The 24,495-nt window shown below is 31.5% G+C and carries 26 protein-coding genes; 5 read left to right on the plus strand and 21 right to left on the minus strand.

The window, feature by feature from the left end:
* Window positions 1–164: 164 nt before the first annotated feature.
* The 14 genes from CHAB381_RS05580 to aroQ form a co-directional block, all read right to left on the minus strand.
* Entirely contained in the window at window positions 165–1,553 is a 1,389-nt protein-coding gene (locus CHAB381_RS05580) for a DUF6792 domain-containing protein (protein ID WP_012109051.1), read from the minus strand.
* Window positions 1,553–2,485, minus strand: a complete 933-nt coding sequence (locus CHAB381_RS08500) for a hypothetical protein (protein WP_012109052.1) — start codon at window positions 2,483–2,485, stop codon at window positions 1,553–1,555. The genes CHAB381_RS05580 and CHAB381_RS08500 overlap by 1 nt, the downstream gene beginning before the upstream one ends.
* A gap of 101 nt (window positions 2,486–2,586) precedes the next feature.
* On the minus strand, window positions 2,587–4,185 hold the full coding sequence (locus tag CHAB381_RS08900; protein ID WP_012109053.1) for a calcium-binding protein: 1,599 nt from the start codon (window positions 4,183–4,185) through the stop codon (window positions 2,587–2,589).
* A gap of 12 nt (window positions 4,186–4,197) precedes the next feature.
* Window positions 4,198–4,926, minus strand: coding sequence for a hypothetical protein (locus CHAB381_RS05595; protein WP_012109054.1), 729 nt, complete (start codon window positions 4,924–4,926; stop codon window positions 4,198–4,200).
* A gap of 110 nt (window positions 4,927–5,036) precedes the next feature.
* Entirely contained in the window at window positions 5,037–6,170 is a 1,134-nt protein-coding gene (locus CHAB381_RS05600) for a calcium-binding protein (RefSeq protein WP_012109055.1), read from the minus strand.
* Window positions 6,171–6,483: 313 nt separating this feature from the next.
* Window positions 6,484–7,110 carry a hypothetical protein gene (locus CHAB381_RS08650; protein WP_012109057.1) on the minus strand — a complete coding sequence of 209 codons (627 nt, stop codon included), beginning with the start codon at window positions 7,108–7,110 and terminating at the stop codon, window positions 6,484–6,486.
* 339 nt (window positions 7,111–7,449) lie between these two features.
* A complete protein-coding gene (locus tag CHAB381_RS05615; protein ID WP_012109058.1) occupies window positions 7,450–7,638 on the minus strand; it encodes a hypothetical protein in 189 nt (62 codons plus the stop codon).
* A gap of 478 nt (window positions 7,639–8,116) precedes the next feature.
* The gene (locus CHAB381_RS05620) at window positions 8,117–8,404 is read right to left on the minus strand and encodes a hypothetical protein (RefSeq protein ID WP_012109059.1); all 288 of its coding nucleotides are present in this window, start codon (window positions 8,402–8,404) and stop codon (window positions 8,117–8,119) included.
* A gap of 33 nt (window positions 8,405–8,437) precedes the next feature.
* Window positions 8,438–9,544: a tRNA 2-thiouridine(34) synthase MnmA gene (mnmA, locus tag CHAB381_RS05625; protein ID WP_012109060.1), complete on the minus strand. Its 1,107-nt coding sequence runs from the start codon at window positions 9,542–9,544 to the stop codon at window positions 8,438–8,440.
* Window positions 9,541–10,134, minus strand: a complete 594-nt coding sequence (locus CHAB381_RS05630) for an LOG family protein (RefSeq protein ID WP_012109061.1) — start codon at window positions 10,132–10,134, stop codon at window positions 9,541–9,543. Before CHAB381_RS05630 ends, mnmA begins: the two co-directional genes overlap by 4 nt.
* A gap of 9 nt (window positions 10,135–10,143) precedes the next feature.
* Complete coding sequence (locus CHAB381_RS05635; RefSeq protein WP_012109062.1) at window positions 10,144–10,902, minus strand: AAA family ATPase; 759 nt, start codon at window positions 10,900–10,902, stop codon at window positions 10,144–10,146.
* 2 nt (window positions 10,903–10,904) lie between these two features.
* A complete protein-coding gene (gene folK / locus CHAB381_RS05640) occupies window positions 10,905–11,411 on the minus strand; it encodes a 2-amino-4-hydroxy-6-hydroxymethyldihydropteridine diphosphokinase (RefSeq protein ID WP_012109063.1) in 507 nt (168 codons plus the stop codon).
* Entirely contained in the window at window positions 11,408–12,445 is a 1,038-nt protein-coding gene (locus tag CHAB381_RS05645; RefSeq protein ID WP_012109064.1) for a M24 family metallopeptidase, read from the minus strand. Before CHAB381_RS05645 ends, folK begins: the two co-directional genes overlap by 4 nt.
* The gene (gene aroQ / locus CHAB381_RS05650; protein WP_012109066.1) at window positions 12,438–12,905 is read right to left on the minus strand and encodes a type II 3-dehydroquinate dehydratase; all 468 of its coding nucleotides are present in this window, start codon (window positions 12,903–12,905) and stop codon (window positions 12,438–12,440) included. The genes CHAB381_RS05645 and aroQ overlap by 8 nt, the downstream gene beginning before the upstream one ends.
* Before the next feature lie 85 nt (window positions 12,906–12,990).
* Here aroQ and mqnF point away from each other — a divergent pair, with 85 nt between their 5' ends.
* The 4 genes from mqnF to CHAB381_RS05670 are packed head-to-tail and all read left to right on the plus strand — an operon-like array spanning window position 12,991 to window position 16,396.
* Window positions 12,991–14,214, plus strand: a complete 1,224-nt coding sequence (mqnF, locus tag CHAB381_RS05655; protein ID WP_012109067.1) for an aminofutalosine deaminase family hydrolase — start codon at window positions 12,991–12,993, stop codon at window positions 14,212–14,214.
* Complete coding sequence (gene sppA, locus CHAB381_RS05660) at window positions 14,202–15,077, plus strand: signal peptide peptidase SppA (protein ID WP_012109068.1); 876 nt, start codon at window positions 14,202–14,204, stop codon at window positions 15,075–15,077. The genes mqnF and sppA overlap by 13 nt, the downstream gene beginning before the upstream one ends.
* A gap of 48 nt (window positions 15,078–15,125) precedes the next feature.
* Entirely contained in the window at window positions 15,126–15,698 is a 573-nt protein-coding gene (locus CHAB381_RS05665; protein ID WP_012109069.1) for a YajG family lipoprotein, read from the plus strand.
* On the plus strand, window positions 15,695–16,396 hold the full coding sequence (locus CHAB381_RS05670) for a ComF family protein (protein ID WP_012109070.1): 702 nt from the start codon (window positions 15,695–15,697) through the stop codon (window positions 16,394–16,396). The genes CHAB381_RS05665 and CHAB381_RS05670 overlap by 4 nt, the downstream gene beginning before the upstream one ends.
* A 520-nt stretch (window positions 16,397–16,916) precedes the next feature.
* Here the strand turns inward: CHAB381_RS05670 and hisD are convergent.
* From hisD to CHAB381_RS05700, 6 genes are read right to left on the minus strand one after another with little or no spacing between them, the layout of a single operon-like run.
* Complete coding sequence (gene hisD / locus CHAB381_RS05675; protein ID WP_012109071.1) at window positions 16,917–18,203, minus strand: histidinol dehydrogenase; 1,287 nt, start codon at window positions 18,201–18,203, stop codon at window positions 16,917–16,919.
* A 24-nt stretch (window positions 18,204–18,227) separates the two neighbouring features.
* A complete protein-coding gene (locus CHAB381_RS05680) occupies window positions 18,228–19,094 on the minus strand; it encodes a 1-aminocyclopropane-1-carboxylate deaminase (RefSeq protein WP_012109072.1) in 867 nt (288 codons plus the stop codon).
* 5 nt (window positions 19,095–19,099) lie between these two features.
* Window positions 19,100–20,113: an OmpA family protein gene (locus tag CHAB381_RS05685; protein ID WP_012109073.1), complete on the minus strand. Its 1,014-nt coding sequence runs from the start codon at window positions 20,111–20,113 to the stop codon at window positions 19,100–19,102.
* Window positions 20,103–21,275 (minus strand): MotA/TolQ/ExbB proton channel family protein, encoded by a 1,173-nt coding sequence (locus CHAB381_RS05690; RefSeq protein WP_012109074.1) that lies wholly within the window; start codon window positions 21,273–21,275, stop codon window positions 20,103–20,105. Before CHAB381_RS05690 ends, CHAB381_RS05685 begins: the two co-directional genes overlap by 11 nt.
* A 9-nt stretch (window positions 21,276–21,284) precedes the next feature.
* On the minus strand, window positions 21,285–22,349 hold the full coding sequence (gene fbaA / locus CHAB381_RS05695; protein ID WP_012109075.1) for a class II fructose-bisphosphate aldolase: 1,065 nt from the start codon (window positions 22,347–22,349) through the stop codon (window positions 21,285–21,287).
* Window positions 22,350–22,360: 11 nt separating this feature from the next.
* Window positions 22,361–23,176: a peptidylprolyl isomerase gene (locus CHAB381_RS05700; RefSeq protein ID WP_012109076.1), complete on the minus strand. Its 816-nt coding sequence runs from the start codon at window positions 23,174–23,176 to the stop codon at window positions 22,361–22,363.
* A 73-nt stretch (window positions 23,177–23,249) separates the two neighbouring features.
* Here CHAB381_RS05700 and nth point away from each other — a divergent pair, with 73 nt between their 5' ends.
* A complete protein-coding gene (gene nth, locus CHAB381_RS05705) occupies window positions 23,250–23,888 on the plus strand; it encodes an endonuclease III (RefSeq protein WP_012109077.1) in 639 nt (212 codons plus the stop codon).
* A gap of 11 nt (window positions 23,889–23,899) precedes the next feature.
* Here nth and CHAB381_RS05710 read toward each other — a convergent pair whose 3' ends face one another.
* Entirely contained in the window at window positions 23,900–24,469 is a 570-nt protein-coding gene (locus CHAB381_RS05710; RefSeq protein WP_012109078.1) for a PAS domain-containing protein, read from the minus strand.
* Window positions 24,470–24,495 lie beyond the last annotated feature (26 nt).

The raw sequence follows: 24,495 nt of genomic DNA on the forward strand, positions 1-24,495 counted from the left end.
CCTTTCAAATTTGTTAAATTTAAAAAATTTGTATAGTAATTTTACATACAAATTCAACTATTGCATAACTTACATTAAAACTATTCTTAGATTTTTATATTAAAAAATTTATCTTTCTCCTTTCTTAAATTCACAAATTTAAACTTACTTTTGAATTAAAAAATTCAAGCAACAAGTAAATTTAAATTTATAAATTTATAGTTTGAACCACCAGTTAGTTTTATAGTGTCATCTCCTGCTAGGGTATAAATTCTATTGGCTTTTCCGACCGAAGCAGTTACTATATCATTTTTGTTTGTGCCAAATATATAAGCTGTATCAGTGAGATTGTATTCATCTGTGCTATCAGGGTCTGTAACAGAAGTATAATATGAAATTTTCTTGCCTGTTTCATAGTCATCATAGTATGAACCGACCTTTGGTGTATCCATAAGAGCCTTAAACATTTTTGCCTTATCGCTTACATAGTTCTCACTATATTCGGCTTTATATTTTTCTAACTCTGCATAGGCGTTTGAATTTACGCCAGATACTATGAAAGGGTTTAAATTTACCAAAGCATATAAAGCTGGTGTGCTTAAATTTGAGCCTGAGAAGATTGAAGTTGCGTCAGTGTCTTTGGCTATAACTTCTAAGTGCAAAGAGTTATTTGCAATTTTATCATTTGCACCATTTCCATTTAATATACCAAGTTTTTTAAATTCATCTCGGACTTTTTTATAACCTTTGCCGTGAATAATAGCAGTTGAAAGATACATATTTGTTATATCTTCATATCTGCAAGAGTTGTCGAATTTTTTGACTATTTCGTTGTATTCGGCAATGGCGGTGTTGAGAGTTCCCATATAATGCCCTTCTCCAAAACCAACATTTTCGCCCAAAATAGGTATAAAATGCCCCAAATGATTACTACTTAATTCTGTGGCTAAATTTGAAAGAATATCCCCATTTAACAAACCCTCATCTTGGTAAGATATGTTATAAATATGCTCATAAGCCCATTGTGCGTTTGCTTTGGTAAGTCCTACTGCACTCATAACTTTTTCTAACAAAATGTTACTTGCTATTCCAGTTGATAGACTTGATGGTAAAGAAAGCAATCTATCTGTTCCGTAAGGATTAAAAGCATAGCCTTTTATGCCGTAGGTTGCTCCCACTTGTTGGGTAAGAATTCCACCAAGGCTATGACCCGTTAGAACAAGATAGTTTTTTACTTCTTCGATGGAACATTTTTTATCTTCTGCTATTTTAATAAAAGCTTTATCTAAAAATTCTTTTGCATCGTTATATTGTTCGTTTATATTTGCCAAACCAATACCTGCATTATTAAGCCAGTCTAATGTGCTAGTAGTTCCACGAAAGGCAACGACAAATTTTCCACTTTCATTTTTTAACAATAATGCTTGGAAATCGTTTGTAGTATTTGCATAATCAATAACTTTGTAAGTTTGATTGTTAGCAGTAATTTCTGCACCTATTTGAAAATTTTCAACATTGTAAGCTTCTTTTGAAAGCAAGCCCATTGTTGTGATTGTGTTTTCTAATGTATTCATTAGATTTCTCCTTTATTAATGTTTGTTTTAACTAAGCATTTAATATCTAAAAATTTAACACCAACTTCCATATTTTTGCAACCACAAAAAGTATCTTCCATATCGTATTTGGAGCTATCGGCTATGTTTGGAACTAAATTATATAAGCCCTTATAATAATTTTCGGTATAAAAAATTATCTCGTTTGTTTTATTATTCGTTATAGTATATTTAATCGCTTTAAAAAATTTAGAAGCTAATTTGTTAAGGTTAATTTCTTCTTTTTTCGCTGTGTAATCAAATTTTGGAATTTTATCTTTTGTAGTTATTTCTAGCTTCATTAACTCTTTTTTTAATTTATCATATTTGTCATATAAATTATCGTGTTGCTTTTCTATATTTTTCCAATCATCATAGGCTTTATCGACACTAGGGTCTCCTAAATAATCCACATCGCCCTTAAATCTGGTGGCAACATAAATATCGTGTTTTTCTTTTTCTAATGCTTTTAAAGCATTTAAATCGTTTTTTATAGTTTTTAAATTTTCAAATTCACTCGAATTTGTATCAAAATAATAGATATAAATTTGCCCGTCTTTTCCATTTAAACCGAGAGATTTGACTTTAATGCCGTCTAAATAGTAATCGCTATTTGCATAAAATTCAGTGTTATTTAACGGCTCAATATCATAATAAATACTCGCTGGATACTCAATCTTTTCTTTTACAAAACTCTTTGGCATAGTTTTGCAATAATATGCCCCCAAAATATTTGTAATAATAATGTCATAAGTCGGTATCAAACCAAGCACGATAATCGAAAATATTTTAAAGGTTGTTTGAGTTTTAGCAAACTTTTCTGGAATTTTGCCGTGTATAAATATAGCCAAAGCAAACCATATCGCCATAGCTATCAGCACAGGCGAAATTAAAATAATATAAAATAAAACCATAAATTTTTCCTTTCAGGTCGTATCGGTTATCCACGATACGAATTTATCTAAATTCACAAATTTAAACTCAAATTTGATAGTTTGAATTTAAATTTACGAATTCAAGCAACCAGTAAATTTAAATTTGCAAATTTTTCATCATTTATATCTATTATTCCGTCATTGTTGCTATCAAATTCGCTTAATGCTTCAAAGCCATTTTTTGAATTTGGATTAGTGTAGGCATAGGCGTTATTTGAGATGCTCTTGTTTCCAAATAGCTCGCTACCATTATCGATTGCGCCGTTGTTGTTTTTATCAATGGTGATAAAGGCGTCATTGTTATCTATCCAGCTTGTAGCCTCTTTAAAGCCGTTATTATCAAGGTCAAAATTTATCTTATAGTCTAAATTTGTGCCTTTTATGCCATCATTATTAAGGTCTATTGCAAGTGGATCGTAAGTTTCTGGCTTATCATCGTTTGGATCTTTGTCGTCGTCTTTGATGCGACCTTGACCTGATACGACTACTTGGACATTTAAATTTTCAGAAGTTTGCATTACTATGCCACTTACTTCAAATTTTCTATCTTCTTCTTTGATTGTATTTCCGTCCCAAGTATGAGTATAGGTTTGCTCTATATCTCCTTCTTTAAATTTAATCCTTTGTCCGTTTATGATTAGTTCTAAAAACTCATCTTTTTTTAGTGCTCTATTTAGAGTTATTTTAAATTCCATTGAGTGTTTACCATTGCCACCCTCGGTTGATTGATTGTTTCCCATGGTTACTACTATATCATCTATATCGACTAAGACTATATCTAAATCATTGCTTATTTTACTGAAATTTTCTATTGTTATGCTATCGTTGATTATAAGATCTGAGCCTTTGAGTTCGTATGTAGTGCCGTCTTTGCCTTTGTAAATTTTAGAGCCTTTTTCGATTTGGGTGCCACCTGTGAGTTGAATGTTTGTAGAAGATAAAAATACTCTGCCTTTGCCGTCGCTATCGATGATAGTATCGCCGTTATCTACAAAATAATCGTCTTTGCCACTGCCACCGATGAGTATATCTGAGCCAGCGTGACCATTTAATATATCATTACCATTGCTTCCGAATAAGACATCGTCTTTGGTGTCGCCAGTGAGTAGGTAATTTCCTGCAATATCAACTAATGGTCTTTCATAGACTGTGCCATCATGCATTGTTAATCTCATAATGCCATTTGGTAAGATTTCTGGTAAATCATTTGTTACTCCACGCAATTCGTCAAGCTTATTATTTATCAATCTACCTATATCTAATTGTTCGCCACCTGTTAATTGATTTATAAAATTGCCTATATCTACACCAACTGAAAACCAGCCGACAAGTGGTGCAAATTTTGCACTTATTTTTTTAGCACCAGCTTCCAATCCAAAATCTAATCCAATATTTATAGTTGAGCCTGTCATTACCGAAATAGTATCTTCGCCGTTTAGCAAATTTGTTATTGCGTTTGCACCAATACTGCTTCCTTTTAACGCATTGCCATATAATTTTCTTTGTTCTGATGTTAATGTTTGAGTTTTTGCACTTGTTAGAATTCCTTCTAATTTTATGCCATTTTTTACAGCTTCTAAAATTAGTTCTTTCGTAAGATTTGCATTTTTCAACAATCTCTCATAAGCTTTATTTAACTCAACTTCTGCCTTTGATACTCTTTTGCTTGAATTACTCATAGCATTTCTCCTTTAAAAATAGATTTTTTCAACATTATCAATGTTTATGTTGTGTAAATTTAAAAAATATTCTTTAATTTCGCTATATTTTCTTTTACTGAATATTACAAGTAAAAAATAATCCGGTATAGCAAAACCGCTATTTAATGCAAATTCTGGCTCATTGATTATTATTGCTGGAAACATACTAAAACGCCTATCGCCTGTTTTTGTAGTTAATATACAAAAAAGAAATTTATAAAAACAATTGCAAAATACACTAGCAAATACAAATAATAACCAAATATGCAATATTGGTATTGACAAAAGCGTTAATAATACAAACGATACAATATGCAATTTTGAAAATTTTGTATTTTTTGTAAAATAGGCAAGTAATGGCTTTGCTATATTTTTGGATAAATTATCTAAATCAACGTTTTTAACTAATTGATTATTTTTATAAAATCCAATGCAATCATTTGTAAATTTAATAAATGATTTTGATTTTTTAAACCCAGCATACTCTATCAAAATACAAAATATAGCAATGGTAAAAAATATAGCACTCAACACATAAATATCATCAGCCGTAGTATTTTTATCAAAAATAGCTACAATCAAGCCTGTTAAATAAGCAGCAAAAATCATAGGTATAATTATTGATAAAATTTGAAAAGCTTGTTCATAGTTTTTTATGATTATCGGCTCTTTATCATAATCTCTTAAATTGTTCTTTTTATTAAAAATATCGTTATTCAAATTTAATCCTTTTTATAAATTTTCCTTGCAAATTCTATCTCACTGGGCATTGTTTGATACTGAATTTATTAAATTCACAAATTTAAACTTACTTTTGCAAATTCAAAAATTCAAGCAACAAGTAAATTTAAATTTGCAAATTCTAAATCGCTCCACGAATATGTATAGCTTGTGCTGCTACCAAAGATATACTCTATGCCGTCTGCTACTTTCCAATCCGTGCTACTACTATGTATAAACATATAAGTTTTTGCTTCATTATTACCTATTTTAGGTATGGTGACTTTGATGAATTCATTTTCTTTCAAATTCCTACTAAGTGAGATTGTAAAGCTTATACTTTGCTCTTTTTCTTTTGCACTAGCGCTTGATACGCTTACTGCTATTTCACCTGCTTCGTATAAAGTTATGCCTAAATATTCATCCGCATAAGGATTGAAATTTTCTATTGTTATGCTATCGTTGATTATAAGGTCTGAGCCTTTGAGTTCATACTTTGTGCCGTCTTTGCCTTTATAAATTTGTGAACCCTTTTCTATTTGAGTTCCTCCTGTTAATTGATGATTTTCTAAAAATACTCTACCATTTCCATCACTGTCTTTTATGATATCTCCATTATCTACGAAATAATCATCCTTACCGTTTCCACCGATTAGTATGTCTTTGCCACCGTGACCTATCAGCATATCATTACCGTTGCCACCAAAGAGGACATCGTCTTTGGTGTCGCCAAAAAGACTGCCGTGAGCATTTGGCAAAAAAGGTCTTGCATAGATTGTTCCGTCATCCATAGTTACTTGTAAAAAACCATTATCAAGTAACACTGCACCTTTATAATCACCCAAAGCGCTATCATAAATTTTTTTAAACATTGACGATGCGTCTAAGTCAAATATCGATAAAGCAAGATTTCCCCACATTATAACTCTTCCGTAAGGCGTAAAAGAAAAAACAGTTACAGCGGCGTCACCTAACAATCCAAAAGCTTGCTTTAAAGCGCTTTCCCCTTTTGTTGTATCCACTAAAATGCTACTTGTACCATTAATTATAAATATAGCACCAGCACCTTTTGGCAGATGTGACAATTCGTCATAATGGTCACTAATTGCAGTAGAAGCTAAATCATACATATGTTTTGAAGATTTTAAAAAATCCAACTCTTCTTTAGAAAGTTTCTTTTTATAATCTGCTTCTGCAATATCTAAAATTTTCTTAGCTTTTTGTATTTTTGAATTTTCATCCATAATATTCTCCTTTAAATTTAAACGTTTTTTATATCAATTCCTTTTTTGTATAAAAAATATTTTCTAATTTCATCATAATCGCTTTGTCTAGCAAAGAATATGCATATATTAAAACCAAATTTTGATGAAATTACCAGCGTATCAAAAACCTTTTTTTTAAGTGTGCTGTCTTTGTATAAATGATACAGATATTGTGGGGCAATAAATCCCAATATAAAAATGGAAAATACAATAATAAGTGGCTTTCTATATTCATCTACAAAAATAAACCCTAAGACCAAAATTATTAAATAAAAAATTCCTCCGATATTTCCTATTTTTTGTTTGAGATCGCCTTTTTTGTTTCATTACGAACTTCATAAAGCGCTTGCAATGTATTTGAAATTTTTGAAATTTCGTTTAATTTAATTTCTTTACATTTTATATCGGATGAATAATAAATGTATTCGTTTGTAAATTTAAAAACTCCGTTTTTAGGCGAATTTTCATCGGTTTTTCCAATATAAATTAAAATAGTCACAACGGCAACACCGGATGCATGCAGCGAAATTTGCCCGGATGCAAATACGGCAATTAAAAATACTACAACAAATAATAACCAAACGCCGCTAACTTCCGAATTGTAATCTTTTATGACAAGTGGATCTTTATCATAATCTCGTTGGTTTATGGAATTTGATGAGCTCTTATTTTTATTGAAATTTAAATCATTGTCTGAATTCTTAAAATTTTGTTTTGCGTTGTTTTGCAGATATGATTGATTATTTAAGTTATCTTTTGAATTGAATAAATTGATATTTTTTAAATTTAAGTTTTGATTATTTATAGTTTTATTATTGTCTAAAGTTTGAGAATTTGAGTTCTCTTTGGAATTTTGTTTTTGTTTGTGAAGTCTATCCAGCGCTTCTTTTATTTTTTTATACTTTTCATCATCCTGCATTTATTGCCTTTGAAATTTTGGCTTTTTACTCTTTTATCAAAAATAAACTTTAAAATTATAATCCGTTTGTCTTAAATCATAATAATCAAATTTACTAATTTAATTTCATTATTATAGTTTAAGGAATTTGTTTGTTATTTAAACCATACATCATTAGCTATTGTAGTTGAACCATCTTCAAAAGTAACGGTTGAACTTTGTTTTATAATATTACCTTTTTCATCTGTATTTATGTTTTTATAGTTTAGATCAATACTTACTATACCACTATCTTTTAGTTTTATAAGTTCACCTTTACCAGCGTAACACTTTCTCTACTCATTTTATCTCCTTATAATCTTATAATATAAATAAAATATTTTGTATATTATCTATATTTTTACCTGTTTTTATCAAAAAATAATTTTTTATATCTCGTTTGCTTTGTAAATCTGTCGGTAAAATATTTATAAAATTGTTTTTATCTTTTACAACTATTGCATCAAAAATATTGTAATCAAAAATATTTCCGCCATTGTGTAACCACAATATAATTCTTGGTATAAAAATAGATATGATTAATGCTATAATTACAAAGAAAAACTCTTTTATCTTACCAAATAAAATAGCATTTAATAATATGGCAACAAAGCAAAATACTATAAATACGATAGCGCTTTTATTAAATAAAAAATTCCACCATATCGTTTATATTTTATACTAAATGTTTTATTAATACTTACTATTTCATCTAGTTTAATTTCTGTTTCTATTGTGTTGTCAACTATATATTCAATATGTGAATTTTTAAATAAAATATATCTACTATTTGCATTTTTTCTAAAATCAACAAAATAAACTGAAGCTGCAATGGAAGCAATAAAAAATGTGTGTGCAAATGACTGCCTATGCTAGAAAAGATTCCATGTTAATAAAACTATTATCATAGCCAGCAAACCACAAAATAAAAATAAATTTAAGTTATTGTCTTTTATAATAATCGGATCTTCATCATAATCTCGTTGGTTTATGGAATTTGATGAGTTATTATTTTTATTAGAATTTGAATTTTTGTCTGAATTTTTAAAATTTTGTTTTGCGTTGTTTTGCAGATATGATTGATTTTTAAGTTATCTTTTGAATTGGATAAGTTGATATTTTTTAAATTTTTATCTTTGAAATTTGGATTTTGATTGTTTATAGTATTATTGTTGCATAAAGTTTGAGAATTTAAATTCTCTTTAGAATTTTGTTTTTGTTTGTGAAGTCTATCTAACGCTTCTTTTATTTTTTTATACTTTTCATCATCTTGCATTTATTGCCAAAAAAACACTTTTATTATTTAAATTTAAGCTATAAAACCACTTGCAATTACGCAGTCGGATTTATCATAAAATACGGCAAGCTGTCCGCTTGCAACTCCATTTGCAGGTGTTTTTAAAATAATTTTGGCTTTTAGGTCCTGATTATTTAAAAAATCTGAATTTTCAAAATTTAAATTTTTATCGGTTAAACTTTCATTGTTTAAATTATCGTTAAGTGAAATTTCAATTTTACACGCTATTTTAGCACTTCGATAACGAATTTTTACATAAATTTCATCCATTTTTAAAATTTCATCTATATTTAAAAAAGCGTTAAAATTTTGCGTTTCAAACTCGTTTTTGTCAAGATCTGCTTTGCTTCCGACTACTATTTCATTTTTTTTAGCATCTATTTTTACGACATAATGCGGTTCGTGCGCGCCAAAAACATCAAATCCGCGGCGTTTACCTACAGTAAAGTTCATATAGCCGTTATGTTTGCCGACGATTTCTCCTTGTAAATTTCTAACAATGCCAGGAGTTTCAGTTTTATAAAATTCTCTCAAAACATCGATATATGTATTTTCCACAAAACAAATTTCATTACTTTCACTGCTTTTTGAAATTTTCTCAAGCTCAGGAAATGAAGCGGCGAACTTTTTGACATCTTTTTTGAGCATATTTCCAAGCGGAAAAACTATATTTGGAATTACACGCGGCTCGATATTTGCTAAAAAATAGCTTTGATCTTTACTAAGATCAACTGCAGATTTTATAAGATTATTTTCGATTTTTGCGTAATGCCCCGTTGCGATTTTGTCACAACCTTTACTCCTGGCAAAATCCAAAAATTTACCGAATTTTATTGTTCTGTTACATAAAGCGCACGGATTTGGGGTTTTGCCGACTTTATAAGTTTGTAGAAACGGCTCAAAAACTTCACGCTTAAAATCATCGCAAAGATCCAAAATATGCGTTTTTATCTCCAAAAAATTGCCTACATCCTGCACTTTTTCAATATTTTTAGCGTGATAATCATCTCTTCCGTGAAGCTTCATATAGCATCCTTCTATTTCATAACCCGCATCTTTTAAAATTTTAGCCGAAACGGCACTATCGACACCACCGCTAAGAGCAACTAAAATTTTCATAAACTTGCCTTTATATCTGCAAAAATATCTTCTATATCGTCGCTTATTTTAAAAAGTTTTAAATCATTTTCTTTAATAGTTTTATTTTTCAAAAGCGAAACGCGAAAAAATTCGATCAAAGGCAGCCAAAATTTGGAATTATAAAGATAAATTTTATTGTTTTTAAATTTCACTTGATTTAATGTCAAAATTTCAAAAAATTCATCCATAGTCCCGAAACCGCCAGGAAAAATTACAAAAAAATCGCTCACCATAAGAGCATATTTGCGAAGCGCGAATGTCGAAAAAACAAAACTTTCGTCTATAAATTCGTTACTGTGCTGTTCGTGAGGAAGCACGATATTAAAGCCTAAATTTCGCCTACCTGCCAAATTTGCGCCTTTATTTGCGGCTTTCATCACGCTTTCTCCGCCACCTGTGATGATTGCAAAACCTGCTTTTGCAAGTTTATAAGCCAATTTTTCGGCTTCTTTTACAAAAAAATTTTCATCATCGAAACGAGCCGAACCAAAAAAAGTAACAAATTTATCATTTCCAAAATCAATGGAATCCACCATTTCAATATCGTGTAAAAATTTTTCTTTATTCATTCTATTTCTTTAACTGAAAATTCGCCTAAAAAATGCGCTAAAACTACTAAATTTCGATAAATCGATACCGTTTTGTCCATTTTTTTTCAAATATCTGCCGACAGCTTTACAAAGCTGATAGCAAACATCGCTATTTGGCATTTCTTCACAAAAAATTGTGCGATTTTTAACGCACTCTCTTATTTTTTCACAAAAACCGACAAATCCCAAAAGTCCGAATTTCAAATCTTTTGAAATATTTGCGTGAGCTATTTTAACAAGATTTTCATATATCAAAACCGCCTCTTCTTCGTCATTTGTCATATTTGTAAGAATTAAAAAGTCGCTTCTTATACGGCTTGCAAGTTTTATAAAAGCGTAAGTATCGCTAACGCCTGCCGGTTCGCAAGATGAAATCAAAAGCAAGTCATCGCTGATTTTGACAATTTGTTCATAAAAACCACTATTCGCATCTATTAAAATATATTCAAATCCAATTTTTAAAAGATTTTCGCGAAGCTTTTCAAAGTTTTCGCAATTATCCGCTACAATTAAAAAAAGATTATCTCTAACTTCATATAAAATGTCGTTAAATTCACATTTACCATTCAAAAAATCGCCTAAATTTTTATTTACCTGAATTTTAAAAATAACGTCCAAACTTGAAAATTTTTCGGCGCAGACTAATGCGGTTTTATGTCCAGATTTTGCTAAAATCATTCCAAAATTGGCTGATATCAAACTTTTTCCAACCCCACCTTTTATACTTACAAAAGATAAAATTTTCAAATTCAACTCCTTAAACTTCCAAACGGCAAAATAACACTTACACGGTCATTTACACCGCTATGCGGTAAAATCAGACGCGCACTTTTTCTGACTTTTTTATCAAAATATAAAATATCCAAATCAAGAGTTCGCGGCGCATTTTTAAAACTTCTTTTTCGTCCGAAAATTTTTTCAAAATGATTTAAAAGTTTTAATACTGCTTGCGGAAATAGCGATGTTTGTACTATCAAAACAGCATTTAAAAAATCATTTTGTTTTAAAAATCCAAAAGGTTTATTTTTTAGAATAATGGAACTTTGACTTACAAAAAAACGTCTATCATGCCTTAAAACGCGCAAAAATCGCTCGAAACGCGCGCGCGTATCGCCCATATTTCCACCGATTCCAAGCACAAAAGTATTTTTATAATTATTATCTGCACCAAAAAAAATTCCGAAATTTGCTGATTTTACAAAACAAATAGCGTCTTTAAAATCCCAAAATCCATTATTTTTTAAAGTTACATTCATACATTTTCGCTTAAAATTTCGCAACCATCATCGCTTACAGCGACCACATCTTCTATTCTAACGCCAAACTCATTTTGTAAATAAATGCCGGGTTCAATGCTAAAAACCATACCTTTTTGTAAAATCGTATCGTCTTTAGGGCTGATATTCGGCAATTCGTGTATATCAAGCCCTACGCCATGACCCGTGCTGTGAAAAAACTCCTCTTTAAAGCCGTTTTCAGTTATAAAATCTCTTGCTATTTTATCAATTTGGCAGGCTTTAATGCCAGGTTTTACAGCTTTTATAGCAAGATTTTGAGCTTCTTTTACGATTTCAAAAATTTCTTGTTGCTTTTGATTTTTAAAATTTTGAGATTTTTTAAAATTTATATTTTCATCAAAAATTGCTGTACGAGTGCGATCCGAACAATATCTTTTAAATTTTATCCCGGCATCGACTAATATCAAATCCGCGTTTTTTAACGTGTCATCAGAAGGCAAAGCATGAGCCTTTGCGGCATTTTTATTTAAAGCTGTTATAGGTTCAAAAGATAATCCGAACTCACCTTTATTTTTTAGCAAAATTTCTGCTTCAAAAAACAGTTCTTTTTCACTTTTTCCGGCGCCACACTCTTTTAAAAATTTAGCAAACTCATCAAATTTCAAAGCTCCGAAACGCGCAGCAGATCTTAAAATTTCAAGCTCTTTTTCACTTTTTACCATTCGCTTTTTTTTGCTGAAATTTGGGCGCGGTTTAAAATTTACATGCAAATTTTTACTAAGCTCGCAAAAATCCATATAACTGAAATCAAACGGATCGAAAATAAGCTCTCTTACTCTTTCGCTTCGCAAAATTTTTCTTGCAGAATCTATCAAAGAACCGTTTACACATATGATTTCAGCTCCGTGTAAAGTTTCAAGAGCTTCAAAATAATATCTGGCATCTGTCAAAAAAAACGCGCGCGAATCCAGATTTAAAAAAATTTCATTGTCGCAACTGTATCCGCACTCGTAAAACACGGCATTTTCATTGCATAAAATAAAATTATTCACCCTTATTTGCCGTTTTAATTGCTTTAATTTGCTCAAAAATTTGAAGCATTCCCATCATCGCAAGATGATATCCGATAGGTCCGAAACCGATTATTTGACCTGCAGTTACAGGCGCTATCAGACTGGTTTTACGATAATCTTCTCTTCTAGCCGGATTTGAAATATGAACTTCTATCGTAGGAAGTGAAACAGCTAAAATCGCATCGTGGATTGCGATTGAAGTGTGTGTATAAGCAGCAGGATTTATAATAATTCCATCGGCAGTTCCTACACATTCTTGGATTTTATCTACGATTTCGCCCTCGAAATTGCTTTGAAAAAACTCTATTTCAGTGCCTGCCTGATCGGCTACGCTTTGCATTTGTTTATGAATATCTTCAAGTTTCATTCTACCGTAAATATTTGGCTCGCGCATACCAAGCATATTCAAATTAGGTCCTTGAATTACCATTATTTTCATACTTTGTCCTTTATTTAAAAAATTTCGCCTGATTATATCAAAGACTAACTAAATTTTTGCTACAATGACTTTTTTAGGAGAAAAAATGAAAATCTTGCTTGCAAAATACATTTTAACATGCGATGAAAATTTTACTATTTTACATGATAAAGCCGTTGTTTTTGACGATAAAATAATTGAAATTTGCGATTTTAAAAACGCCGTCAAAAAATATGGCAATGAAGCCGAAATACTTGATTACAGAAACGATTTTCTTATGCCTGCTTTCATAAATCCGCATGTACATTTGGAATTCAGCGCCAATCGCACGACTCTTGAATACGGCGATTTTTTAAAATGGCTAAAAAGCGTTATAAACTCTCGCGACGAACTGTCAAAAGAAGCAAAAAATGCTGCCATAAAAAAACAAATTGAAATTTTAAAAAAAAGCGGCGTCGGCACAATCGGTGAAATTTCAAGTTTTGGCATCGATACTGAAATTTGTGCCAATTCAGGGATTCGCACAATATTTTTCAATGAAATTTTAGGCTCAAATCCAAATTTTATAAATCAAAGTTGGGAAAAATTTTTAACAAGATTCGAATATTCCAAAAATTTTACAAATGATATGTTTATTCCGGCAATTTCCGTTCATTCGCCATATTCTACGGCTGAAATTTTAACAAAAAAGGCCTGCGATTTTGCGCGCAAAAATAATCTTTTAATGAGCACTCATTTTTTGGAAAGCGGATACGAGCGCGAATGGCTTGATGGCGGAAACAATGATTTTAAAAAATACCTTTTAAAATTCAGTGAAAATCCAAAGCCTTTTTATACACCAAAAAGCTTTATAGAACATTTTAAAGAGCTTCGAACGCTTTTTACACATTGCGTTTTTGTAGATGATTTCAGCGTTTTTGACGTAAAATTTCACGCTATCACACATTGTGCTGTTTCAAATCGTTTTTTGAGCGCAAAAACGCTTGATTTAAACAAGATCCGCGCCTCAAATATCAACTATAATATCGCGACTGACGGGCTTAGTTCAAATATAAGTCTAAATTTTTTAGATGAGCTTAGAGCAAATCTTTTTATACACGATAATGAAAATTTATGCGATTTCGCGCGCGAACTTCTGCAAAATTCAACTTCTGAAACGGCTAAATTTTTAGGACTTGATTTGGGCGAAATTTCAATCGGCAAAATCGCTGATTTTAGCATATTTAACGGCTTTGAAGTAAGCGATGAAAATCAAATCGCGCTTCAAATAATACTTCAAAATAAAAATGTAAAAAAACTATTTATAAAAGGAAAATTATGCGAGTTTTAAAAGAAATTTTTGGAACTTTAGGTGAAATTTTAGGATTTATCAATAAATATTTTAAAGCTATGATTTTTTTGCTTTTGGTTTATTTGATATTTTTTACCGGTCAAAGCGATGAAATAGAACAGGCAAATCTTGCTGAAATACGCTTAAATGACGCTATAATGGATGCAAATGACGTTTTGGAAAAAATTTATGCTAGCAGCGACAATGAAAATATAAAAGCGGTACTTTTTAATATCGATAGCCCTGGTGGCGCGCTAAGTCCAAGCGTGGAAATATCTAAAGCGATAAAAGAGCTAAACGAGAAAAAACCTGTAATCGTATATGCAAGCGGAACAATGGCCAGCGGAAGCTATTTAAGCGGAGTTTGGGCGCGTAAAATTTTAGCAAATGAAGGCTCATTTATAGGCTCTATCGGCGTTATAATGCAAGGCGCAAATATAGAAAATCTTGCAAATAAAATCGGCATATCTGAGCAAACCGTAAAAGCAGGAGAATATAAGGAAGCCGGCACTTTTATGCGTGCGTGGAATGAAAATGAACGCGAAAGCCTGCAAAATCTTGTGGATAAAAGTTACAGTTTTTTTGTCAATGAAGTAGCGAATGCAAGACATTTAAATATAGACAATAACGAAACCTGGGCAAATGCACGCGTTTTTTTAGCTGATGATGCTCTGAAATTAGGTTTGGTTGATGAAATTTCAACTTATAAAAGAGCAAAAAACGAAACTGAAAAAATTTCAGGTGTTCTTAATCCGGTTTGGCAAGAAGAGCCGTTTTATGAAAAAATGCTAAAACGTCTTGAAACAAGCACAAAGAGCCAAATTTTAGGAACTTTTACAAATAAAATTTTGGCTATAAATTAACTTTTTTTGGATATTATTCGAAAAATTTTATTATATGAAAGGGAAAATATGAAAAAATTTACTGTTTTTTTATTAGCTGCTGCCGTAACTTTCACGCTAAATGCGTGTTCGCAAGTAAGCAGCGTTCTTGTATTAAATCCATATACAAGTATGTCTACCGAAAAATTTAACGCAAATAAAACCGTTTTTGTCGCTTCTATTAATGATAAGCGTCAAAATCAAAGCATCGTAGCAAGCGTAAAAGATAGCAACGGCGATGTGAATGAGTATGTCACACTTCAAGGTGATTTGGATAAATGGTTCACCGACGCTTTGAAAGCCGAATTAAAAGTGCGTGGAGTTGCCGTAGTGGAAAATGAAATAGACGCCGACGCGAAAGCCGACATTGATATCGCAAAAGCGAATGCCGATATTCAAGGATATGACAAAGATAATATGAAAGGTGAATGTGAAATTTTTATCACCATTAAAAAAGGTGACACCACATACACAAAACGCGTAGCGCAAAGTCAAAGCGAATTTGCAGCAATTCGAACAGGCGGTGCTTTCACGCCGTTTTTTGAAAATATGCTTCGCGATGTCGTACAAAAGACAGCCGAACAAATCGCAAACACATTATGAAATGTGTGTATTGTGAGAAATTCAGCACAAAAATTATCTGCAAAGACTGCACGAAAATTTTAAGTCAAATTTCAATTGGTCGTCGAAATTTCGGCGACTTTGCAGTCTATTATTTTTATTATTACAGCGAAATTCAAAAACTTATTCTTAGCAAACACCATGAATATGGATATTTTGTATATAAAACTTTAGCAAATCTTACATTCAGGCGTTTTACCGAAAAATTTGAAAAAGAAATTTTATGCTCGCAAGATGGTACGCAAAATATAAACACTCAAAATATAAATGACAATACGTCAAAAGAAAATTTTGAATTAAAAAATGAAAAATTTGCTCCGAAATTCGGCTGTTTGCATAAAAATCAAACTCTTGCAAACGCCTTGCCGCTTGATGATAATATAAGAAGCGGATATTCTCACACGGCAATTTTAGCCCATGCCTTGAAATCAAATTTTATAACTCCGATTTATAGGACTTTGCGCGCAAAAAATCACGTAAGTTATGCAGGAAAATCGCTTGCTTTTCGTTTGAAAAATCCTCGAAATTTTGAAATTTTTAAAAAACCGAAATTTCCGATTATTTTAGTTGATGACATTGTAACGACAGGCTCAAGTTTGCTTGAAGCTAAAAAAACTCTAGAAAATGCCGGATTTAGCGTGCTTTTCGGACTTGTTTTGGCAAATGCCGAAGAGAATTGAAATTTTATTTATATCGGTAATTTTTCATAATTTTAATTATTTTTTAAATCAAAAGTTGCTAAAAATTTTAAAATTAAAATGATTTCAGATACAAAATTAAACGAACTTTCAAAAACAGTTAAACTCTAATTAAATGTTTGAATTGATATTTTTCAGATAAATAAAACTCCAAAAGTTTTTACAAAATCATCAGGCACTAAAAAGAAAAATATTCTGAAATTATTAAAAATTATTTCTAAAAAAGCTATTTTAAAGAAAATTTATCAGCTTAGATAAAAATCTTATGAAAGCGATTTATACTGAAAAATTGATTTTATAATAAATGAAAAGTTTTAAAAGTTTGATTTTACTTCTAAACGTTTTGCTATAAAATTTTCAGCAAGATATTTTGAAATTTAAAGCTTTGATTTGTATTTTCATAATTTAAAACATATTTAATAATTCATATATTTTTCAAAAAATAGACCAAAATTTTAAAAAATCAAATGTCATTAAATTTCAAGGCAAGATGCCTTGAAATTTATTTTTTATAGCGAATTTTAACGGAAAGTTTGTGAGCTCCAAGACCTTCTGCGTCAGCTAATGCCATACAAGCTTCACCAAGTTCGTCAATCGCGGTTTTATTTAAAGATATAATCGAACTTCGTTTTATAAAATTATAAACTCCAAGAGGTGAGAAAAATCTCGCACTTCCGCCTGTTGGAAGCGTGTGATTAGGACCTGCCAAATAATCTCCCATAGCTTCAGGCGTAAAATGTCCTAAAAATATCGCTCCTGCGTGTTTTATTTTAGGCAAAAGCTCATAAGCATTGTCTGTTGCGATTTCAAGGTGCTCTACAGCCAGTTCGTTCATCAAATCAACCGCTTCGTTTAAATCTTTTGCAACAACGAAAGCTGCTTTATTCTCAATGCTTTTTCGTGCTATATTTTCGCGTTTTAAAGTCGGTAAAATTTCATAAATTTCGTTCTTTACAGCTTTTGCAAACTCTTCACTCACACAAACCATAAGCGCGCTTGCGATTTCATCATGTTCGGCTTGAGAAAGTAAATCAACGGCTGTATTGTGTATATCGGCACTTTCATCAGCTATAACGCCAATTTCGCTTGGTCCAGCTATCATATCGACATTTACATCTCCAAAAACAAGTCTTTTCGCAGTCGCCACAAAAATATTTCCGGGACCTGTAATAACATCAACCTTTTTTACACTTTGAGTACCGTATGCCATCGCAGCAATCGCACTTGCGCCACCGATTTTATAAGCTTCTTTAATTCCTAAAACATGCATTGCGGCGAGCAAAAGTTCATTTACAACTCCTCCGACCGCCGGAGTACAGACGCAAATTTCGCCAACCCCTGCAACAATCGCCGGAATAGTGTTCATCAGAAGTGAGCTTGGATAAGCGGCTTTTCCGCCAGGTATATAAAGTCCTGCGCGATCTACAGGTGTGATTTTTTGACCAAGCATTGAGCCGTTTTTTTCAAATGTCATCCAACTTTTTTCAAGTTGCTTTTCGTGATAGTTAAAAATGCGTTCATATGCTATTTTAAGAGCATTTTTTAAGTTTTGGCTTAAAATTTCATAAGCATTTTTCATCTCTTCCTGTGAAATTGCCAAATTATTATTTACTTCCCATTTGTCAAATTTCGCGATATGCCTTGCGACTGCTTCATTACCCTCTTTTCTGATTTCAGCGATTATATTTGAAACTATAGGCATTACTTTTTCCACATCCATATCGCTTCTATGCACTATTTTTGCGAATTCAGCTTTAAAATTTGCATCAGTTGATTTTAAAATTTTCATTATCTCTCCTAAAATTTTTGTTTATTATAACTTAAATTTCCGCTTATAACGCTTTAATTGCGTTTCATTGCCTAAAATTCCACCTTGATGAATATATAAAATTTCATTTTTAAAGCGCGATAAACTTTTAAAAAGCGCTAAAAAACCGACAGGATCATATATAAGATCAAATTCTATTTTGCTTTGAGCGCAAACTTCCTTCCAAATTTTGAATAAAATAGGATTTGGTTTTGCAAAATGGAATTTCGTTCCGGCGCTTAAAATTTCAACTTTTGCATTTGGGGCGAGTTTTAAAATTTGCTCATTTAGAAATTTCTCGTCCGCCACGCAAGGCGTGCTGAAAACGTTAAATTTGGCATTTTTAGCTAAAAATGCGGCACTTGCACCCGTGCCGCTCGGCAAAAAAATATCGAATTTTATATTTTTTTTATCGGCGAAATTTTCAATTTCCTCTGCCTGTTTTATAAAACCGAACTCAGCTTCACTTTGCGCCACGCCCTCTTCTATAAAAAGTGTTTTTTTATCCATAAGCGAAAGCGCAAAATCTCTGCGATTTTCATGTTCGTAAAATTTCATACCGTTTTCAAGTGCATTTTTAAAATTTCCGCAAGGATTTTCGCGCAAAAATGAACTCAAATGTTCGCTTACATAATGAAATTCAAGCCTTTTAATCTTTGCAAAAACGCTCATTGACTGCATTGCATTGCTTTGAGAAGATCCGAAAGATACTATTTTGTCGTATTTACTAAGATCGGTATTTAGAAAATATGCGAGTTTGCGCGCTTTATTTCCGTTAAAAACTCCCAATAAATCATCGCGCAAAACCCAAATTCCGCGTCCGAAAAGTGAAATTTGCTGAAATTTTTCGCCGTCTTTTTTAAAATCTTGCAAAAATTTTACTCGCTTTTTGTGGCGTTTGTATCATATTCCAAAAATTTTTGAATCTCGTTTATAGCTTCTTTGTTCGATAGCGTAAATTTTATTTCAATACGGCGGCTTGCGTCTTTATCTTCTACACCATCGCGCAAAACAGGCGACATAAAACTTTTTCCGCTTGCAATTATATATTTTTTCAGTCTATCATCTTTATTCCATGAATTTATGAAATCCATCACGGCAAAAGCTCTATTTTGCGATAAAGCAAGATTGTAAATATAATCTCCGTCGCTGTCCGTGTGACCTTCTATAATAATTTGATCTAGATTTTGTCTTATTTCATCATTATTTAAAAGTGCATTAAAATATCCTTGCAGGCTTCTTTTTAATTCATTTTTTATATCATCTTTTATAGCCCATGAACCTTTATCAAAAAGAACTGACGATGATAAAGTAAGAGCTCCGTTATTGTCGATTTTGACGCTATTTCCAAGTTTTTCTCGAATATCGGTTATAACTTTTACTTTCATTCCGGTTAAATTTCTTATGCGATTTTTTGTAACGTTTAAGTCGTGTAGAATTTTATTGAAATCACTTTCTTTTTGTGTAAGTTTATCAAGCAAAAATGCGATTTTAGTATCGTTTTCACTAATTATTTCAACATTTTTATTTATTGTTTTATTTAAATCAAAATTTTCATCTTTCAGCTTTTTTGCCATCTCTTCAAGATCTTCAATTTGTATAAAATAAATAGAATTTTGCTTTCTAAGACCTTCATTTTCTACATTTAATTTATCAAGTTTGTCGGCAAAAATCTTATTCAGCGCTTCAAGTTCAGCGCTTTTTTTCTTACTGTCCTGAAGACTTGAGAGAACATTTGCGAAGTTTTGTTGCGTTTTTTGAAGATCTGTTTGAGTTAAAAAATATTTTACAATAATCCCGCCTACAAGCAAAACAAAAACAAACAAAAGCCCGGCCATTAAATCCGCATAAGCAATCCAAAAAGTTGATTTTTCTTCGTTATTATTTTTCATCTGCTTTGTCTAAATTGGATAAAGTTTGTTGCAAACGATTGATTATTTCGTCATTGGCGCTTTCAAGCTCATCCTGATCAAAAATTTTTTCTATTTTTTTTGTATTTTCATTTATGGAATTTTTAAAATCAGCACTGAATTTTGACAACTCATCTATAAATTTTTCTATAGAATTTGAAAATTTTTCTATTTTTTCATCTTTTGAATTTTCGTTTCTATTTAAATTATATATTATGTTTTGCAAAATATTTGAAATTTCATTGTAACTTTTCGCTGTGCTTGATATATCGATTTTTTTAAGCATTTCGTTTATTGATTTTAATTTTTCATTGCTTTCTTTTAAAATTTCTCTTTCACTATCTAAAATTTCATCTAAATTTTTAATCTTTTGATTTAAAGTATTATTTAATTTATCGCTAAAATCGCTATTTAAATTGGAAATTATGCTTTTGTTCGTTTGAAGATTCGCATTTAAAATTTCACTTAAATAGCATTCTGTAATCTCATGCTCTTCCCAAAAGAAATTTTTGGTTGCATTTTTATAGCGAATGATAAGTTTTTGAAATTTGCTTATTCCTTTTTTTTCAAAATAAAGCCACCAAATGGCAAGAAAAATTCCGTAAATAGATATGTAAAATGCTGTTCCTACGCCACTTAAAAGTTGAGAAATTTCTTTTTCAAGCATATTGATATTTTGAGATGAAAACTCCGGCATAGAAATAGCAATGCTGATAAAAGTTCCTAAAATTCCAAACATAGGAAAAATCATCGTAGCCACAGACGAATAATTTTCATTTCGCAAATTATTTGAATAAAAATCAGCAAAATTTTCAAAACTTACGCTTGATTTTTTCTTATTTGCAATAATTAAAAGATGTGACATTATAAAGCTTTTAAGTTTTATTTTAAAATTATCGATTTTATTTTCAAAAGCTCTGCAGCCATATTCAGCATTTTGGCGGGCTAAAATCAAAGCGATAATTAAAAGCACTGTAAGCATCAATATGGAATGAAGTTCAACTTTTAATGAAATTACACCAAAAAAGCCAAGCAAAAAAATAGCAAAAACCAAAACAGGAACTGAAATTATTTTTAAATAAACAAAAATCAGCGGCTGATTTGAATTTTCAGGTAAATTTAGTTCTATACTGTCATTTTCCATTGTTTTTGCCTAATTTTTATTTATAGCATTAAGATTCTCGAAAGCTTCAAGTAATCTTTTTACCATACTTTCTTCACCTTTGCGAAGCCATTTTCTAGGATCGTAGTATTTTTTATTAGGTTTATCGGCTCCATCCGGATTTCCGATTTGACCTTGCAAATACGGACGATTTTGTGCTTCATAATCGCGTACGCCATCCCAAAACGCCCATTGTGTATCGGTGTCGATATTCATTTTAACAACGCCGTAACTTACAGCATCTTTTATATCTTTTTCATCACTTCCGCTTCCACCGTGAAATACAAATTTTACAGGTTTTTTATCTTTTAAATTAAATTTTTTGGCGACGTATTCTTGAGAATTTTTAAGAATTTCAGGTCTTAAAATTACGTTTCCCGGTTTATAAACGCCATGAACATTTCCGAAACTGGCTGCAATACTGAAATTTGAGCTTATTTTTGAAAGTCTTTCATAAGCTAAAGCAACGTCTGATGGTTGTGTGTAAAGTTTTTTATTATCCACATTCGTATTATCCACGCCGTCTTCTTCGCCACCAGTAACTCCAAGCTCGATTTCAAGAGCGATTCCAAGTTCACTTAGAATTTTTAAATATTTTTCGCTGATTGAAATATTATCTTCCAAACTCTCTTCGCTGAGATCAAGCATATGCGAGCTGAAAAGTGGAGTAGAAAATTTTGCTTTATTATCGCGGTTTGCTTGTATTAAACCGTCAATCCAAGGCAAAAGTTTACGTGCTGCGTGATCTGTGTGCAAAATTACAGCTACGCCATAATATTTTGCCAATGTATGAACTTGCCTTGCACCGGCTACAGCGCCCATAATTGCTGCATTTTCGCAAACTTTACCGGCATAAAAACCGGCCCCGCCATTTGAAAATTGGATAATTACAGGTGAATTCGCTTTTTTTGCACTTTCCAAAACGGCGTTTATAGAATTGCTTCCTACTACATTTACGGCAGGAATAGCAAAGCCTTCTGCTTGCGCATATTTATAGACTTTATTTACATCATCACCAAATAAAACGCCCGGTTTTACAATATCTAAAACGCCCATTTTATAACTCCTTATTTATATTCCACTTTTGCTTTTGCACGCAAATCTTTAGCTTCTTTTGTAATGGTTTCTTTTAATTTTTCTTGTTTTAAAATATTTTCAATTGTAGGTTTTGCTTCACTAAAAGTAGCTTGATGAGCATCTTTTGCATCTTCTTTCAAAATTACATGGTATCCGAATTGCGTTTTTACAGGTTTTAATGAAATTTCACCTTTTTTAAGAGCTTTTGCAGCATCATAAAAAGGTTTTACCATTTGATGTTCACTAAACCAACCAAGTGCACCGCCTGTTTGTCTTGCAGCAGGTTCGAGCGATTTTTGAGCGGCTGTGATGGCAAAATTTTTAACCAAATCATCACCTTTAAAATTTTTAAGATCATTTATTATAGTTTTCGCTTCGGCTTCCGTTTTTACCAAAATATGACCAGCTTTTATTTGAGCAGGTTGCATAAATTTAGCTTTATTTTTATCATAAAAAGCTTTTATATCATTTTCAGCCACTTTTATATTTTTAGCTTTTTCCTCTTGCCAAAGTCTTATAGTTAACATCTCTTTTGCTAATTCAAGTTCTCTATTGAATCTTTCACCTTTTGCGACACCGCTATCTTTCGCCTCTTTCAATAAAAGTTGTTGCATTATTGATCTTTCCAAAATCTCTTTTTTGATATTATCCGGAAGTTTTGATATATCTACATTCGGACCAAGTCCTGCTACTATCGGAGCTATTTCACGTTCTGTTATATCCATACCGTTTACAGTTGCAAAAACTGTGGCATTTAGACTGACTGCAGCCACCAAAGACAAAGTTGAGAATAAAATTTTATTCATTTTCTTTCCTTAATTTTAAAAATTAAGCTGTGATTATAGCCAAAAGTTGTAAATATTTAGCTAAAATACACTTATGAGAACAAAAAAAGAAATTTCAGAAATTAAAAAGCTATTTTTAGAACACTTTGAAAAACCGACTACGGAGTTGAAATTTAAAAGTCCTTACGAATTAATTGTTTGCGTAATGCTTTCAGCACAATGCACGGATAAACGGGTAAATTTAATCACGCCTTCTTTATTTGCGGAATTTCCGGATATTTTTGCTTTATCAAATGCAAATCTTGCAAGTTTAAAAATATTAATCGGCTCATGCAGTTTTTTTAATAACAAAGCTAAAAATTTAATTAAAATGGCTAAAGCTGTAGTTGAAAATTTTAATGGAGAAATTCCATTAAATGAAAAAGATTTGATGTCGCTAGCCGGAGTTGGACAAAAAACTGCGCACGTCGTGCTTATAGAATGGTGCGGTGCAAATTTTATGGCTGTCGATACACACGTTTTTCGCGTTTCACACAGACTTGGATTGAGCACAGCCAAAACACCGGAACTGACGGAAGCCGATTTGACAAAAATTTTTAAAACCGATTTAAATTATTTACACCAGGCGATGGTGCTTTTTGGACGATATATATGCAAAGCGATAAAACCGAAATGCGAAGAGTGCTTTTTATATGAAGTTTGTGATAGCAAAGATAAAATTTTGCGGAAATAAATCCGCAAAATTTATTTTTTAAACATTTTTTTCAAAAAACTGAAAATTTTTAACATAGGACCGCTTGAATCTTTAACAAGACGATCGATAAAATCGCTATAATTTGTATTATTTGCAGCAAAAAAGCCGTTTAAATACGCTAAACTTCCCTCCATACCTGAAACTTTTTCAATCTCACATAATTTTTTATAAATCGGCGTCATTTGAGCTATTGCCTTTCTTGGAGCCGGCATACGATAAGCCGTATGTTGAATAATTTTTCCGCTTTTAGCATCATAAAGAGGTTCAAAATCTGTAACAACCCAGTAAAATCTACCGTCTTTTGCTAGATTTTTTACTACAGCACGGAAATTTTTACCTTGTTTTATCGTATCCCACATCAATTTAAAAGCGATTCTTGGCATATCAGGATGTCTAACTATATTGTGCGGGCTTCCTACCAACTCTTGTTCACTATATCCGCAAACTCTTATAAATACGTCGTTTGCATATGTTATAACTCCTTGCGGATCCGTTTTTGAAACAATAATTTCCTTCGGATTTAACGGAATTTCTTCATTTTTTGGGATTGGTCGTGTCATTTTTTGTATCTCCTTATAAAAATTAA

The organism is Campylobacter hominis ATCC BAA-381, from assembly GCF_000017585.1.
Classification (GTDB): Bacteria; Campylobacterota; Campylobacteria; order Campylobacterales; family Campylobacteraceae; genus Campylobacter_B; species Campylobacter_B hominis.